At 62.3% G+C, this 15,969-nt stretch carries 14 protein-coding genes and 1 tRNA gene; 9 read left to right on the top strand and 6 right to left on the bottom strand.

What is annotated here, in order from left to right; genetic code table 11:
* The first annotated feature begins 10 nt into the window (after window positions 1-10).
* Entirely contained in the window at window positions 11-391 is a 381-nt protein-coding gene (locus XI02_RS22065; protein WP_018271584.1) for a hypothetical protein, read from the top strand.
* Here XI02_RS22065 and XI02_RS22060 read toward each other — a convergent pair.
* Window positions 351-1,979: a beta-(1-6) glucans synthase gene (locus XI02_RS22060; RefSeq protein ID WP_172647998.1), complete on the bottom strand. Its 1,629-nt coding sequence runs from the start codon at window positions 1,977-1,979 to the stop codon at window positions 351-353. The genes XI02_RS22065 and XI02_RS22060 overlap by 41 nt on opposite strands.
* A 245-nt stretch (window positions 1,980-2,224) precedes the next feature.
* Here XI02_RS22060 and XI02_RS22055 point away from each other — a divergent pair, with 245 nt between their 5' ends.
* The 3 genes from XI02_RS22055 (at window position 2,225) to XI02_RS22045 (ending at window position 6,152) form a co-directional block, all read left to right on the top strand.
* Entirely contained in the window at window positions 2,225-2,836 is a 612-nt protein-coding gene (locus XI02_RS22055; protein ID WP_137480767.1) for a beta-1-3, beta-1-6-glucan biosynthesis protein, read from the top strand.
* A gap of 194 nt (window positions 2,837-3,030) precedes the next feature.
* Window positions 3,031-5,880 (top strand): glycosyltransferase, encoded by a 2,850-nt coding sequence (locus XI02_RS22050; RefSeq protein ID WP_172647999.1) that lies wholly within the window; start codon window positions 3,031-3,033, stop codon window positions 5,878-5,880.
* A gap of 196 nt (window positions 5,881-6,076) precedes the next feature.
* Window positions 6,077-6,152 (top strand) — tRNA-Lys (locus tag XI02_RS22045).
* A 55-nt stretch (window positions 6,153-6,207) separates the two neighbouring features.
* On the opposite strand, the gene XI02_RS22040 is transcribed toward XI02_RS22045, so the two are convergent.
* Window positions 6,208-7,083, bottom strand: coding sequence for a tyrosine-type recombinase/integrase (locus tag XI02_RS22040; protein ID WP_194483151.1), 876 nt, complete (start codon window positions 7,081-7,083; stop codon window positions 6,208-6,210).
* Between the two features lie 180 nt (window positions 7,084-7,263).
* Between XI02_RS22040 and istA the strand changes: the two genes are divergently transcribed.
* Both istA and istB read left to right on the top strand, forming a co-directional pair.
* Window positions 7,264-8,814, top strand: coding sequence for an IS21-like element ISBj11 family transposase (gene istA, locus XI02_RS22035; RefSeq protein WP_080586188.1), 1,551 nt, complete (start codon window positions 7,264-7,266; stop codon window positions 8,812-8,814).
* Window positions 8,811-9,620 carry an IS21-like element ISBj11 family helper ATPase IstB gene (istB, locus tag XI02_RS22030; RefSeq protein ID WP_016842034.1) on the top strand — a complete coding sequence of 270 codons (810 nt, stop codon included), beginning with the start codon at window positions 8,811-8,813 and terminating at the stop codon, window positions 9,618-9,620. The genes istA and istB overlap by 4 nt, the downstream gene beginning before the upstream one ends.
* A gap of 444 nt (window positions 9,621-10,064) precedes the next feature.
* On the opposite strand, the gene XI02_RS22025 is transcribed toward istB, so the two are convergent.
* Together XI02_RS22025 and XI02_RS22020 are read right to left on the bottom strand one after the other, a co-directional pair.
* Entirely contained in the window at window positions 10,065-10,283 is a 219-nt protein-coding gene (locus tag XI02_RS22025; protein ID WP_194483150.1) for a hypothetical protein, read from the bottom strand.
* Between the two features lie 612 nt (window positions 10,284-10,895).
* Window positions 10,896-11,468, bottom strand: coding sequence for a hypothetical protein (locus tag XI02_RS22020; RefSeq protein WP_194483149.1), 573 nt, complete (start codon window positions 11,466-11,468; stop codon window positions 10,896-10,898).
* Between the two features lie 552 nt (window positions 11,469-12,020).
* On the opposite strand from XI02_RS22020, the gene XI02_RS22015 reads away from it, so the two are divergent.
* The 3 genes from XI02_RS22015 to XI02_RS22005 all read left to right on the top strand — a co-directional run bounded on the left by XI02_RS22015 (window position 12,021) and on the right by XI02_RS22005 (window position 14,348).
* Window positions 12,021-12,260, top strand: coding sequence for a type II toxin-antitoxin system HicB family antitoxin (locus XI02_RS22015; RefSeq protein ID WP_194483148.1), 240 nt, complete (start codon window positions 12,021-12,023; stop codon window positions 12,258-12,260).
* 417 nt (window positions 12,261-12,677) lie between these two features.
* Window positions 12,678-13,178, top strand: a complete 501-nt coding sequence (locus XI02_RS22010; protein ID WP_194483147.1) for a hypothetical protein — start codon at window positions 12,678-12,680, stop codon at window positions 13,176-13,178.
* 306 nt (window positions 13,179-13,484) lie between these two features.
* Window positions 13,485-14,348 carry an NYN domain-containing protein gene (locus XI02_RS22005; protein ID WP_194483146.1) on the top strand — a complete coding sequence of 288 codons (864 nt, stop codon included), beginning with the start codon at window positions 13,485-13,487 and terminating at the stop codon, window positions 14,346-14,348.
* 11 nt (window positions 14,349-14,359) lie between these two features.
* Here XI02_RS22005 and XI02_RS22000 read toward each other — a convergent pair whose 3' ends face one another.
* Together XI02_RS22000 and XI02_RS21995 are read right to left on the bottom strand one after the other, a co-directional pair.
* A complete protein-coding gene (locus XI02_RS22000; protein ID WP_194483145.1) occupies window positions 14,360-14,818 on the bottom strand; it encodes a hypothetical protein in 459 nt (152 codons plus the stop codon).
* Window position 14,819: 1 nt separating this feature from the next.
* The gene (locus XI02_RS21995) at window positions 14,820-15,962 is read right to left on the bottom strand and encodes a hypothetical protein (protein ID WP_210339745.1); all 1,143 of its coding nucleotides are present in this window, start codon (window positions 15,960-15,962) and stop codon (window positions 14,820-14,822) included.
* Between the last annotated feature and the right edge of the window lie 7 nt (window positions 15,963-15,969).

Below are 15,969 nucleotides of genomic sequence, written 5' to 3'. Positions count from 1 at the left end.
TAGTGCCGCGATGACAAAACCTCCGTTCCGCCTCTCCCCCTATCAGGTCCAGTTCCTGATGGTCGTGGGCTTCGTCACCGTCGGCTACGCGCTCTACGTGCGCTATCTGGCAATCGAGTTCTCTCCCGTGGCGCTGGCCTGCGACGCCGGCACGCAGACCATGCTCTGTAAGGCGCGCGCGCTGTCGACCGTGCTGTTCAAGAACTCGGTGTTCGGAATCACTGCGCTGGTAATCGCGGTGCTCAACCTGACGCGGCCGTCGATCGTGCTGCTGACCGTCGGCTTGATCGCTGCGGGGCTCGGGATCGTGCTCTACAACGTCGTGCTGTCGGGACTTGCGATCGGGCTGTTCATCCTGGGTTTTGCGCGGCCCGCGCCCGCCACAGCGTAGCGGCAAGCAAAAGGTACATCGCGCAAGTCCAGTCCGACTGCCAGTTGATCGTACCCTCATTGTAGATCGTGTAGAGGGCGGCGATCGCCAACAGGCCGGCGAATACGGATTCCGCGAGCGGCCGGATGCCTTCCTTCGGGCGATTGAGCATGGTCAGCAGCGCGAATGGCACCACCGCCATGGTCAGCGAGGCATACGGGAAATCGCGGTAGCGCGGATCGAAGGTGAAGCCGAGCGCGGTTTCGGCAGCAATCACCGTGGTGATGATCAGCACAATCGCCAGCACCGCGCCGATCACGCCCTTGCCGCGATAGTCGCGCGGCCCGACCAGCTCCAGGAAGGTCGGCAGCGACCGCCCGGCGATCAGCGCATGCGCCGTCAGCAGCGGCGCGGCAATGCCCGCCGCGAGCAGCACGCCCCAATGCAGCCAGCCGCCGACGCCGTAGCTCTCATAATACATCTTGTCGCCGGCGATCCCGAGCAGCGCCCCCGCCGTCGTCGCCGAAATGGCGACCGCGATCCAGGCCGACGGCCGCGGCGTCCAGGGCCGGCGGCGCAGCGTCAGCCAGGCCGCGAGGAAGGTGGCGACGGACAGCGCCATGCCGCCCGCCATCTGCAGCTTCCAGTCCGGATAGTTCGTGATAGCAACGCCGGGCGGATACTTCACCTGCCGCTTGATCGAATCGAACAGGCCCCAATTGCCGCCGACCGTGCCCTCGAGCTTGCGCTTCCAGGGCTGGTCGTAGGCCTCGATCAGGTTGACCCGAAAGCCCTCGCGCTTGGCGAGGTCGAGGATCTCGGACACCACCCGCGCCTGGTTGGTGCGCGACGGCAACGCGCCTTCCCGCATCCGCCCCTGGCTCGGCCAGCCGGTCTCGCCGATCAGGATCTCCTTGCCGGGGAACGTCACCGCCATCCGCTTGCGGATATCGTCGACATGTGCCGCGGCGTACTTCGCCTTGACCGGGATGTCCTCCCAATACGGCAGGATGTGAATGGTGACGAAATCGACCGCGTCATAAATCTCGCGGTTCTTCACCCAGTATTCCCAGACGTCGGCATAGGTGACAGGAAGATTGCCCGCCGCCGCCTTCACCGCGCGAATGTTGCCGGCAAGATCGGTGGCGGTCATCTCGCCGCGCAGCAGCACCTCGTTGCCGACGATCAGCGAGGTGACGACGCCAGGATACTGCTTGGCGAGCCGGACCGCGATCGCGATCTGCTGCAAATTCTTGAAGCGGTTGCTGCTGAGCCAGATGCCCTGCATCACCTTCAGCCCGACCTTGGCCGCAACGCCGGGGACCTGGTCGAGGCCGTTCTCGATCGAATAGGTGCGCACGCAGTCGGTGACCTTGGCGAGATCGGTCAGATCCTGCTCGATCTGCTCGATTGGAATCTGCGTGGTGGGATCCAGCGGCGTCTGCGCGCCGCGGAACGGCGTATAGGACACGCATTGCAGCTTTGCAGCGGGATCGATCGGCGCGCGCACGAGCGTAATCGGCGTGGCGAGCCACCACCACACGGATGCAATCACGGCGAGCGAGATCAGGAGAAGCGCCAGCGGCGTACGAAGCGAAATCGGTTCCATCCTCCGGGGGACCGTCGAATTAGCCGGTCACAGCCCATCTGCCAAGAGCGGGATTAGGTCAATACCATGGTTGTCCTGCGACAGTTTTGCGCTGGGTCGATAAAGTTGTGAGTTTGCTGGACAAAATACCAAATTCCAGTCATCAGATTTCGCCAGAGTCTCCGCCGCACTGGAGACCTATTTGGACGGCATCACGCGAGCCGTTAGGATGATCCCGCGGGGGCAGGAACATTATCGGGGAATACATGCGTCGACGGCTGCTTGAGTTGAAGAACACTGCTTTGCGCCACCTTGCCGTAACCGGCCTTGTCACAGGCCTTGCGCTCCTGACCGGGGCCGGCGGCGCTTTCGCCCAGAGCGGCACGCCCAATCCGCCCGACCAGGCCAAGCAGCAGCCTGGACAGGCCGACGCAAACGCCAATGCGGCGCGGGAGGCCAACCAGCGCAAGGTCGAGGAATTCGTAGAGGCCCAGCAGGCCATCAACGGCCCGGCCGGCAACCCGGAATGCGTCTGGCTCGGCCGGCGCGTCGTCCGCCTGATGTGGAACGACGACCTCGACACCGCGTTCCGCCATCTCGACCTCTACGACCGGTTCGGCTGCCCCGGCGGCCACGTCCAGGCGGCGTTCCGCTGCCTGACCCGGTTCGGCGCCCAGATCGACGACAAGGTCCGCGGCAGCCTCGATGGCCGGATCCACGCCTGCTGGATCAACCCGGGCGCGCAGCCCCAGGCCGCGGCGGCCGCCGCCGCTCCGACCCCGGCGCCGGCGACGGCCGGCACCGCGGCACCGGCACCGGCAGCGTCGCCCTCGCCTGCACCGACCCCGTCGGCGTCACCTGCGCCGGCGTCGAAATAGCCGTATCCCGCGACCGGGGTCCGGCCGCGATTTTTTTCGCGGCTGGAACGGCTTGCGCCCTTAAAACGCCATCGCGGCACACCAGTTGTTAAATCGGATGGCGGAGATATCTTTCCCTCCGCTGTCGTGTTGGTCGAACCCAGGGGACGGGTTCGCTTAGTCCTCAATCTCAGGCCCCGTATGGTTTAACCGCGATGCGCGCCGTCGTCGCCGTCCTGTTGCTTGTCACCGCCGCCCACGCCGCCCTGTGGGGTCTCTTCCAGGAGAAGCAGTCGGCGCCCGATTTCCGTGGCACGCTGCCGAGCCTGTCCTACGCCCCGTTCGAGTCGGGTCATACGGTCGCCGACGTTGCCGCCGACACCGAGAAGGTGCGCACCGACCTGCGAAAACTGTCCACGCTCACCAAAGCGGTCCGCCTCTATTCGTCGACGGAAGGCAACGAGCTGGTGCCGCCGGTCGCCGCCGAGTTCGGCATGAAGGTCACGGTTGGCGCGTGGATCGACAAGGACGCCAACCGCAACAACCGCGAGATCGAAGCCGCGATCAACCTGGCCAAGCGCAACAGCAACGTCATCGGCATCGTGGTCGGCAACGAAACCGTGTTCCGCGGCGAACAGGTGCCGCTCGAAAACCTTGGCTCGGTTCCGGAGATCGGCGTGCCGCCCGAGGAGTCCGAGCGCATCCTTCGCGAGGAAGCGCAGCGCCTTCACGACGCGGAAATGCAGCCGGATGAAAACAGCAGCAGCGGCTTGAGCAAGCGCGCTGAAGCGATCAAGTGGGCCGTCGCCGAAAACAACGTGCACCGGCTGATCAAGGTGATCCAGCGGGTCAAGAAGTCGGTCAACGTTCCCGTCACCACCGGTGAAATCTGGAACATCTGGCGCGACCATCCGCAGCTCGCCAACTCGTCCGACTTCGTCGCCGCGCACGTGCTGCCCTACTGGGAAAACTTCACCGACAAGCAGGCGGTGGACCAGGCGGTCGACCGCTACAATTTGTTGCGCGACTCCTTCCCCGGCAAACGCATTCTGATCGCCGAATTCGGCTGGCCGAGCCAGGGCTACAATCTGCGCAGCGCCGTTCCCGGCCCGTTCCAGCAGGCCACCGTGCTGCGCAACTTCGTCACCCGCGCCGAAGCCATCGGCATGGACTACAACATCGTCGAGGCGATCGATCAGCCCTGGAAGTTCTTCGAAGGCGGCGTCGGACCCTACTGGGGCATCCTCAATGCCGACCGCGAGCCGAAGTTCGCCTGGACCGGTCCGGTCACCGATCCGAACTACTGGAAGATCGCGCTGGTCGCCGTGCTGGTCGGGCTGTTCATGTCGCTGCCGATCCTGCGGCTGGACCGGCCGACCGTGATGCAGGCGCTGCTGCTGTCGGCGGCCGCCAACGGCGTCGGCGCCTGGGTTGCGACCGTGTTCTCGTACTGGACGACGCACTACTTCGTCTGGGGCTCGGCCTTCGCGCTCAGCCTCGGCCTCGTGCTGCTGGTTCCGCTGGTCCTGATCGCGATGGCCCGGATCGAAGAGATCGCGGCGGTGGCGTTCGGCCGCGGCCCGCGCCGGCTGATCGGCAAGAGCGCGGCGCTCGCGCCCGCCACGATCGGCGAGAACGTGAAGTTTCCGAAGGTCTCGATCCACATCCCGGCCTATTTCGAGCCGGTCGAGATGCTGAAGCAGACGCTCGATGCGGTGTCGCGGCTCGACTATCCGAACTTCGAGTGCGTCTGCATCATCAACAACACGCCCGACCCCGACTTCTGGCGGCCGATCCAGGATCACTGCCGGCTGCTCGGCGAGCGCTTCAAGTTCATCAATGCCGAGAAGGTGCAGGGCTTCAAGGCCGGCGCGCTGCGCATCGCGATGGACCGCACCGCGGCGGATGCCGAGATCATCGGCATCATCGACGCCGACTATGTCGTGCATCCGGACTGGCTGAAGGATCTCGTGCCGGCGTTCGCCGATCCGCGCGTCGGCCTGGTGCAGGCGCCGCAGGAGCATCGCGACGGCGATCGCTCGCTGATGCACTACATCATGAACGGAGAATATGCCGGGTTCTTCGACATCGGCATGGTCCAGCGCAACGAGTTCAACGCCATCATCGTGCACGGCACGATGTGCCTGATCCGCCGCGCCGCGATGGACAAGGCCGGCGGCTGGTCCTCTGACACGATCTGCGAGGATACCGATCTCGGCCTCTCGATCCAGCAGCAGGGCTGGCTCACGCACTACACCAATGTGCGTTACGGCGAAGGCCTGCTGCCCGACACCTATGAGGCCTTCAAGAAGCAGCGCCATCGCTGGGCCTATGGCGGCTTCCAGATCGTCAAGAAGCACTGGCGGCGCTTCCTGCCCGGCGCCAGCCGACTGACGCCCGATCAGCGCCGTGAGTTCTCGCTGGGCTGGCTCAACTGGCTCGGCGCTGAAAGCCTCGGCGTCGTGGTGGCGATCCTCAATTTGATCTGGGTGCCGATCGTCGCCTTCGCCGACATCGCGATCCCCGACAAGATTCTGACGCTGCCGATCATCGCCTCCTTCATCGTCTCGCTGGTGCATTTCGTCGCGCTCTACCGGCTGCGCGTGAACATCAAGGCCGGGCAGATGTTAGGAGCCATGATCGCGGCGATGAGCGTGCAGTGGACGGTGTCGCGCGCGGTGGCGCAGGGCCTGATCACCGAGCATCTTGCGTTCGCCCGCACCTCCAAGGGCGGCCTGTCGCGGATGTCGATCGAGTTCCAGGCGTTCTGGGAAGCCGTGATCGGCGTGCTGCTGCTGATCGGCGCCGTCGTGCTGGTCGTCACCAACGGCTACAAGCAGGTGCGCGAGATCTACATCTTTGCCGGCGTCCTGGTGCTGCAGAGCCTGCCATTCCTGGCGGCGGTCTCCATCGCGATCCTGGAAAATTCGCGGATCAACGAGTTCGCATTCTGGCGCAACAGCGCGATCCGGACCGCGGAACTGATCGGGTTGCGCCCGGTCAGCCTGCCCTCGGTCGCCGCCCCGTCGCAGCCGGTCGGCTCGGAAATCCGCCGCGACAACTAGCGGCGGATTTAGCCGACTTCAAGAAACGGCCCTAACCGCAGGCGCCGGAACGGCAAATCCGGCGCGCCGGCGCACAATTGAGCGCCTCTCGGCTATTGACCCGATGGGCCCTGCCCCCTACACAGCGCGGACTGGAGCACGATCCCGAGATGCGGGTTAACACCCGCTGACGTCCGGATCCGCTGTTCAGGTGAGTGAGCGCGTAGCTCAGGCGGTAGAGCACGTGACTTTTAATCATGGGGTCGAGGGTTCGAGTCCCTCCGCGCTCACCATAAAATCAATCACTTAGCGGCATATCGAACGTCATTCCGACATTCTGTCACGCGCTCATTCCGACAAATTGCCCGCTTTCGTTCTGGAATCCCGGCGCTTACGGGCACCGTCCCGACGTTGGTTTACCGACGTCTGCGCGTATCTGAGCAGCGCCGCCTGTGACTTGTGGCCGCTCAGGGCGCGCAACTGGGCGTCCGACAAGTTCGCGTCGGCGCCCTCCGTGTTGCCGCCGTGGCGGAGGCCCATGAACTTGATGTCGGGGCTGATGCCGGCGGCCTTCCGGATGGCCGCGACGCGCCTCAGGAAGTGCCGCTTCCGCCACGGCAGGTGCACGCCCTTGAAGCGGTCGGGCTGATCTCGGGTGACGATAAGCGTCCCGTGGCGGTCGGCCGCGTCGAGGCGAGGCGTCAGGTCTGGCCAGAGGTGCGAGCCGTCCGCGTCGTACAGCGGAACGTCGTATTCCGCGCCGGTCTTGAAATGGATGATGCGGACGAATTCCGGGGCGTCGGCTGGCCGATATCGCGACCATGTTATCCGCCCGATGATGTCGACCTCGCGCTGAAGCCAATTGAAGGCGATTAGAGCTGCAGTGCCAATCGAGCGCTCTCCGAGTTCGTCAGCCTTTGCCACGAACGCCTGCAAGTTCTCGTATGAGAAGATCTTCGTCGGCTTCGCTCTGTACTCGATATCCATCTTCTGGAACGGGTTCTTCTCAGGCACGAGCTTCGACTCGGCACGATAGGCTACGTTCCATGCGCGCTGGGCTACCCGCATAGCCAGTAACGCCGTCCGAGGACGTTCGCCGCCGCGTGGGCTAACTTTCAGCTTCTCGTACAAGCGGTCTGCCGCGGCCGGCGAGATTGACTTAAGGGATAGTTGCCCAAACCTGCGACCGTCCGTCAGCGGCACCGACGAGATAAAGTTCAGCATTCGGTCGTAGGACTTCCGGGTGCCGCGCGGCGAACAGGATGGAAGTGGAGCGTCGACCATGATGAGAGGGCTACGCCGGGCTCGTGACGCAGGGAGGGCGTAGCCCGACCGGAGTTACGAGCCCGGCGTCGGCGCGATCCACAGCGGACCGCGCCGACTGGTGATCGCGGCCGGCTGGTTATGCAAGTGGTTCTTCCGCCAAGAGGAATCACTCGCGTGCCAGGCCGACACATTACCGATCACCAAATGAGGCTCTACATGAAGTACCGTCAGACCGATAGCCCGCCCGTGGCCGCCGCCAAGGCGTCGTTCAGCACCTCGACCGCTTACCGGATCGAGCAGGATCGACGCCTTCCGTCGCAGAAGAAGGCTCCTCGCGGCCGTCGCCGGCCAGATCCCTTGGCCCGCGTATTTGAGACAGAGATCGTGCCGATGCTGAAGGCCGCCCCCGGTGTGCGGCCGGTCACGATCTTCGAGGAGTTGCTCCGACGCCATCCTGAGCTCGGCGCCGGCATCCGTCGCACGCTGGAGCGCCGGATCCGGGCCTGGCGGGCGATCCACGGCGAGGAGCAGGAGGTCATCTTCCGGCAGACCCACGAACCCGGTCAGCGCGGCCTGTCCGACTTCACCGACATGGGCGAATTGGGTGTCACGATCGCGGGCGTGCCGCTCGACCATCGTCTCTATCACTTCCGGCTGGCCTATTCCGGGTTTGAGCACGCCCATGTCGTGCTCGGCGGTGAGAGCTTCATCGCTCTGGCCGAAGGCCTGCAGAATGCCTTGTGGTCACTCGGTGGAGCGCCACGGGAGCATCGCACCGACAGCCTGTCGGCCGCCTTTTGCAATCTCGACCGCGACGCCAAAGACGATCTGACGCGGCGATACGAAGACCTCTGTGCCCATTACGGCATGCGCCCCTCCCGCAACAATCGTGGCATCGCCCACGAGAACGGGGCGATCGAGAGTTCGCATGGCCATCTCAAGCGGGCGGTCGGCGACGCGCTGTTGCTGCGTGGCACCGCCGACTTCGACGATCTCGCTGCCTATCGTGGCTTCATCGATGAGATCGTCAGCCGCCGCAATGCCCGCAACGCCAAGCGGATCGACAGCGAACGTACCGCACTTCAGGATCTGCCGGACCGCCGCACGTCGGACTATGAAGAGGTGATCGTCCACGTGACATCGTCCGGCGGCTTCACCTTGCGCAAGGTGTTCTACACGGTGCCGTCGCGCTTGATCGGCCATCGGCTGCGGGTGCGCCTGTATGACGATCACCTCGACGTGTTTGTCGGCGGCACGCATCTCCTCACCTTGCCGCGCGGGCGGCCGCATCCCAATGGCAAGCACGATCAGGTCGTCGATTATCGGCACGTGATCCATTCCTTGCGGCGCAAGCCGATGGCGCTCCTCAACCTGGTCTACCGCGACCAGCTGTTCCCCCGGGAAGCTTACCGCCGAGCCTTCGACGTCTTGCGCAAACGCTTACCGGACAAGAAGGCCTGCCGGATCATGGTCGATCTCCTCGCACTCGCCCATGAGCGCGGTTGCGAGGCCGAACTCGCCGATCAGCTCACGGCCGACCTGAACGACGGCCGGCTGCCCGACCTCAACCGGCTACGTACTCACTTCGCCCCGGATCCCGCCCAGATGCCGAACGTCGTGGTGCGCCTCGCACCGCTCGCCACCTATGAATGCCTCATCGGTACTGCCGAGATCGGAGGTGCCGCATGAGCACAACCAACGTAGTCGACACCGCGCGCCTCAATCTGTTGCTCAACGAGCTGCGGCTGCCCGCCATCAAGGTGCTGTGGCCGCAATTTGCCGAGCAGTCCGATAAGGAAGGCTGGCCGGCGGCGCGCTTCCTCGCCACCATTGCAGAGCACGAGATCGCTGAACGCAGCCGTCGCCGCATCGAGCGCCATCTCGTCGAGGCGCGGCTGCCCACCGGAAAGACCTTTGACAGCTTCGACTTCGAAGCCGTACCGATGATCTCCAAGGCGCAAATGACCGCGCTCGCCGCCGGCGACGGCTGGTTGAACAAGGGCGCCAATCTGCTGCTGTTTGGTCCGCCCGGTGGCGGCAAGAGTCACTTGGCAGCAGCAATCGGCTTGGCTCTCATCGAGAACGGATGGCGCGTCCTCTTCACCCGCACCACCGATCTCGTGCAGAAGCTCCAGGTGGCGCGCCGCGAACTCAACCTCGAGGGTGCCATCAACCGCCTCGATCGCTTCGATCTCGTTATCCTTGACGATCTTGCCTATGTCACCAAGGACCAGGCCGAGACCAGTGTGCTGTTCGAGCTCATCAGCGCACGCTACGAGCGACGCTCTTTGCTGATCACCGCCAATCAGCCCTTTGGAGAATGGAACAAGGTCTTTCCGGACCCAGCTATGACCCTCGCGGCGATCGATCGCCTTGTTCACCACGCCACCATCGTCGAGATGAACGTCGAGAGCTATCGCAGGCGGACTGCCCTCGAGCGAAAGCGTGGTCCAGGGCGGCCACCGGAGCACGCGACACAAAAAACGCTCGCTTGATTGACGCTCCGCGACAATCAAAGCAAACAAAACTCTTGCGCGCGACAATCATCGCGGCGATCATCATCGCGCCGCGACACTGACTCGCCATCCTGATCGCCGCGCTCTTCCGACCCAGATCGTCGCGCTATATCCGGGTCTCGGTTGGCCTCCCGGTGTAACGCGGAGACTTCTTGTAAACGCCAACCATCCAATCCCACGAGCCGACGTCGACGCCCGCAATCAGCGCGGACGTCTCACCCTTGAGCCAGGTCTGGTAATGCGGGTTTAGAATATCGTCGCAGCGTCGCTTGGCGGCGCCGTAGTCGGTGCCAAGCGCTTCCGGCGCGACGGGGCACCCTGCCCGCCGTGCCCGTGTTGGCGGCTGCCAATAGTATGCGATTGCGCCTGTAGACAGGCGCTTCGACGTCATCAGATCCGGCCAACCAAGCGGTTTCCGACGCATCAGGCGATCAGGTCCTCCGCGTTCTCGACGATCTCCGGGGGACCCTCGTCACGGAGTCCGTGACGCCTGGAGATATCGCGCTCAAGCTTCCGACGATGCCATTTCGGCAGCGCCCCCTTGGCTCGCGTGGGCTGACAGTAGAAGCCCAGCGCCACCTTGTTCAGGAAGGCATCGACGCTTGGCTCGTCCACGAATGCTGCAGCCGTTTCGGCGCGCATCTCTAGGGGCCAAGCACCTACTGGGTTTGAGACGGGTCGAACCATCGTCGGGATTGTCTCCGCCCGTTCGACACCGAACGGGAACGCAGTCACTTATGCTGGCTACTACCATGAGGGTCCAAGGGAAAATCTCGGCCCTCCACATTATCCCCACAGTAATTTTCGACCGGTAGCGAATTCAATGGTTTAGCTACCAGAACAAAACGCGTCGTTTACTTGACCAGAATTGTGAATTGTCGGTGGGGTGTCGGGATTCTGGTTGACGTCTTACGGCGGACACCCTGACTCGGACGCAGATCCGAATCTGCCAACCCCACCGGGGGACCGCAAGGTGGCGCGGATGGGCGGTTGACGATAGGTCTTCCGGACCGACGACCTACGGCGATGGAAGGGCCCGCCGGGCATAACCCCGGCGGGCGATTTGTCAGGCTCGATCGCGGGGCTCGATCAGATGTACGACGGCTGATATCGGCGGGGCTGGCCTCAACCTCGGCTCCGCGACGAAGTCGATTAGCCGCTCAGTGGCGCGGATAATCAGCAGCGCGTCTTCTTGGTCCTCTGGCAGCTGGCAAGCCAACTGGACGGCGTGGCGCCGATGCCATGGCTGCTCTTTCATGTCATTCCCCCGCCGTAGCTCGTGCCGACCTGCTCCAGCAGGCCGTCGATATCGCCAACGCCGTTGTCGTCGTCGTGCTCGCGCTCGTCGGTGCTGGACGCAGCCCAGAACTCTTGGCTCGCCGAGCAGTCGCGGTATCGCCTCCCGCCCATAGGGTCGTCAGTCCTCATGACCGGGTGCGGTACGCAGACATGGGTCTCGGTCGCCGCAAGGCTGGGTTCGTCGTCGCTGCGGTCTAGCTCTCGGTCGACGTCACCCTGGTCCCACGGATGCACGCCCTTTGCCCAACGCTCTTGGTTGGGCGCCCGGTCCAGGCTGCCCAAGCTGGGCTCGACGTCGCCCCCCTCCTCATTCTCCTCGCCGTCGTCCTCGAGCTCTCGACTGACGTAGTCGTCGGTCTTGTCCAGAAAATTGAGGAGCCTATCGACCTCGTCCCGGGCTTCGCGCCGGAGGCGGCCGATCGCCAAGAACAGTTCTTCGGGGGAAACATCGGTCTTGAAGCAGAGTGCGTCAGCGGACGCCGCAGCGCCGGGCATAGCTATGCTATTCTCAGAATCAACCTGAGCCATGACTTACCTCATGATTTGGGCCAGGCCTGTCGCCGTGCTTCCAACACGGTCGGCGGGCCGCTTGTTTTTCAAGCTTGAATAGCGTATTGCTTAAATGTGAAAAGTGCAATACGGAAAACGCCAGGCGGAAGACGTCCCGGCGCCGGTCGTCCGGCGACAGGTGTGGACCCCTCGCGCACGTTCCGCCTCTCAGACGAGTTCATGGCAAACCTTGATGCATGGGCCGCGCAGCAGCCGAACAAGCCCACGCGCTCCGAGGCCATCCGCCGGCTGGTCGAGATCGGCCTGAAGGCGAAGGAAAAATGAGCAGCTGATGGCCGATTTGCTCGACCAAATGAAGCGGAACCCGCAAGGGGACTGGACGATTAAAGACGTTGAAAGGGTTTGCGCCGAGCATGGTGTTAATTGCGACCCTCCCCGAGGGGGTGGCAGCCATTACAAGGTATCACATAGGCGCATTGACCACATACAGACGGTTCCTTTCAAAAGGCCTATAAAGCCTGTATATATCAAGCGATTGGTAGCGTTCCTCGAAGCCGTCAGGAAGCTCAAATGAGCAAGCCGTCAGAATACCCGGTCCTGATCCGCCCCCTACCGCCTGACCTCGGCAGTGGATTCGCTGCGCTTGTCCCGGACCTTCCCGGCTGCATTTCAGATGGCGAAACGCCCCAAGAAGCTTTCGCTAACGTGCAGGACGCCATTACGTGCTGGATCGAGGCCGCTACCGATATGGGGCGACCTATCCCAGAGCCGTCTCCGCAAGAGCCAGAGCTGCTGCGTAAATACGGCTAAAGCCCACCCCGGTCGCGCGAACTCGGCAAGTTGCCGAGCCCCTCTGAGGCGGCTTTCACTCGTCTATTGGGGATTAGGCCGGCTAATACCAGCCCAAACCTTGCGCGCCCGCTCAGGTTGCGAGAGTATTTCGTTTCCCTCATCGCAAGGATGAAAGCATGTCGCACGACTTTCGGTCGACCGAAGACTTGATGAGAATTGCTGCGGCCGGAGGCGGCTTTTCGATAAACGGAGCCCCGCGAGGTGTCGAGGCCTTGATGAAAATAGCCGCTGCGGCATCGTCGAAGGGCTCTCGCCTAACGTTTACAGGGCTAGCCCACATGTCGACCGAGGACTTGATGCGAATAGCGGCGGCCGGCAAAGGCTGCGTTGTGCTCGCTTGAGCCTGCTATCCAACAACCAACAGGAGCCGCCGACATGACTCTCGAAGAGTTGCTGTCGAAGATCGAGAACAGCGATCCGAGCGAATGGACCAGCATCGACCGCCCTACGTTCGCGCAAGATGTTCAGCAGGTCAGTGGTGGCAGAAGTCCGGTGCCATGGGTCGAGATCGAAGAACATCACTCATTGCTTGTCCTACGGACCGATCTAAGAATATCGATCGCGCTCGGACTGCCGCACGTCGAAGATTTCCAAGAGGAGTGGGCGACCAAGTTTGCCGACCGAAAGGCAAGCTCGAGTTGGGTAGATTTCCGATACAATGGCGTCCCGGTCCTGCGAAAGTTGCGTGTTCTCGTCGATGGCGCTCGGGCTGGCCTTCCCGTGCCTCGTTACGGCACCATGGAGATCCCGGAGCGCCAGTACACGATTTGGGCGCTGATCGACGCGGTGATCGGCTCAGGGAACTTCTATGATTACTTTAAGCGCGCCGGTTTGGAGACCGTCAGCGCCTATTGGCCTTCTGCTGAACGCTCGTGAAACCCGGCAGGCAAGCGGCAAAAATAAAATCATCGCCAAGTCATTGAAATGATTGACGTTAATCAGGTGCTCGCTATTGACTTTTCGCTGCTTCAGGTGTACCCTCCGATCTCTTTAAGAGATACCGGAACGGTATCGGCCCTACGGGCTTAAAGAGATCGGAGGGTACACCTATCGCTGCCCGACCGCTTGAAATTAGAAACCTCCATAGCTATAACGATCACTCCGGCGCGCCCGCTAATATAATAGGCTGCGTCGGCATATAAGGGCTCCTGCGGGAGCCCTTGCTATTTTGGGGGGAGCGCCATGCATCGCGTGGCTGTGTTCGTTGACGCGGGCTATCTATTCGCCCAGGGCAGTATTGCGCTGAGTGGGGGTAGCAAAAAAGCACGCGCCGACTTGGTGTTAGACGCACCCGCGATAATCGAACAGCTGAGATCCACCGCACTGGGATGCGCAAGTGGCTGCTCCCTGCTCCGAATTTATTGGTACGATGGTGCGGCCGGTAGCGCCCGCCTCACCGGCGATCAGGCCTTGCTGGCCAGCCTAAACGACGTGAAGGTTCGACTGGGATTCATAAACAGTGCGGGCCAGCAAAAAGGCGTCGATTCGCTCATTGTCACCGATCTGATCGAACTAGCCCGCCAAAAGGCGATCCACGATGCTGTTTTGCTTTCTGGCGACGAGGATGTACGGGTCGGTGTGCAAATCGCCCAAAACTACGGCGTAAGAATCCATTTGGTTGGCATCTCCCCTGCTCGAGCAAATCAATCCCAGCAGCTAATGCACGAAGCCGACACTAGGCAGGAATGGGCTCAGGACACAATTCGCCGGTTTCTGTCGTTACGTGAGAAGTCCGTCCAAACCGTTCAGAAATCAGCGCCAAAGCAACCGCAAAAGGCAAGCGGCGCGGAGCAGCCGGGAAACGCCAGTTCAGCTCAAGATGCCGACCTTGTAAGAATCGCAGCCGAGTTTGTGAGTGCGTTGGAACAGACAGAGATCGAGGGCCTCGAGGCTTACTGGAAGACCGATCGAGGACTCCCTCCGGAACTAGATAGACGGCTGCTACCCTTAGGTCGCGAAGCCATTGGCCAGGACCTCGACGCCGCACAAAAAAAGCTGCTTCGAACCCAAGTGCAAAAACTGGTGAAAGAGACCCGGAAGAAATAGACGCCGTTGTCTCATCCCACCTGATCGAACGTAACCCTGACCTCCGCCAGAGCAGCGACGAAGTTCGACACGTCGCTGTCGAGGCCCGGCGGCGCGATGCTGGACCCTGCGCCGATCGGGATAACGTCGGCCGAAAAGCAAGAGACCGTGTCGTCCCTGAAGCTGCGGAGTCGTGCGGCAATGGTCTCAGCGAGATCGAGGGCGGCAGGCAAGCCGGACTGTGCGGGGACGAACACGTAGGCCTCGACCGTTGCATTGTTCCTGTATCGGTTGCGTCCGCGCCCTCCTCCGAATTCAATCGGTCCGTTGCCAGACCCTTCGTTGCTGAAGAGGACGAAGCCGAACGGCTCCGGGTCATCAGGTAGCGGCCCGTTCGGCTCACCATGCCATCGCAATGGAATGCTGATGCCGGCGTCGTCCGCCTCCAGTCTCGTGCGTATGGCGGCTAGCGCCTCACTCGATGTGCTCATCCTAACAGCCGATCATTGCGCCGCCGCCACCGCCCCCGGTATCTCCGCCACCCACCAGCAGGCCGAGCCAGAATCGATCCTTCTGAGAGTTCTGCGCAGAGAAGGCTCCGGTGTTACGACTGACGGCATATCCGTTGTCGCCGCATGGCACTGACGTCTGGTGCCCCGCGACGCCAAAAGAAAAATATTGGAGGGTCATGTTGCCGGCTGACGTCGGCTTCATCGCTATCGCGTATGGCGTGTTTGCTGCCAGCGAGTATCCGAACCCTGTCGTGAACATGGCAGCGCTCGATGTGGTGCCGCTACTGAAAACCGTGTTCTCATCGACGGAAACCGAGGCTTGGGCAGTTGGAGTGCCGAATGGGTCGCTGTATAGGACGAGATCGAACGGAGCGCCGACGCCCGCAACATAAATTGCTCCATAAGCCTTGCATGCGTATGGAAGCTGGATGATGTTTCCGTATTCCTTGGTCCCAGAGGTATTGTTCCAAGTTTGGCTGCTTGAGGCCGCCGAAACCTGGCCGCCGATAAAATATCCGCGCGCGCCATCCGAGGCCCTGATAGCACAGTTCGTAAACAGGTTCTGGCCGGAGAAGCCTGCATTGTAGATGCCGACCTGCGGCATCGCTGAGTTGAACGCGTTGTTAGTGCTGATCCCCCTGACTTGAACATTATCCGAGCCACCGCGCGTGGCCATGTAGAAGCAGACCGCGACCAGGTCTCCGTTGGCAATGGTCTTGGTACCAGTGGTCGGAACGCTTTCGTTCCAGGCGTTGTTGGTTACTCCGCCGCCGCCGCCAGTGTAGACCGCGGCGACATCCAAAGTTGGAGTGCCCGTGGAATTAACCGGCCTGCCATTCGGCCCATTGCTCGTGTCCACCGAAGCGAGCCCCACCTTGAACGATGTGCCCGCATTGTTGAACGTGCCGTTGCCGTTGTACCAGCCGATCGCAGAAAGCAATGTATTATCGACCGTGTGAGGCCCGCCGCCGCCCTCCCACCAAATCTGGCCGATCATGTACGCCATGACATTGGTGCCGCCGAGACCAAGGTCGGTGGTATTGGTGAGCAAGAACGGAGACAAATTCCTCATCGGCATTCCGACTGGACGAAATTCCGGGCTGCTACACTCTGCGATTGTCATCTATCGC

It is taken from the genome of Bradyrhizobium sp. CCBAU 21365 (assembly GCF_015291305.1).
Taxonomy (GTDB): Bacteria; Pseudomonadota; Alphaproteobacteria; order Rhizobiales; family Xanthobacteraceae; genus Bradyrhizobium; species Bradyrhizobium elkanii.
Note: the sequence above shows the minus strand (reverse complement) of the source record. Positions and strands in the feature narration are given on the sequence as shown.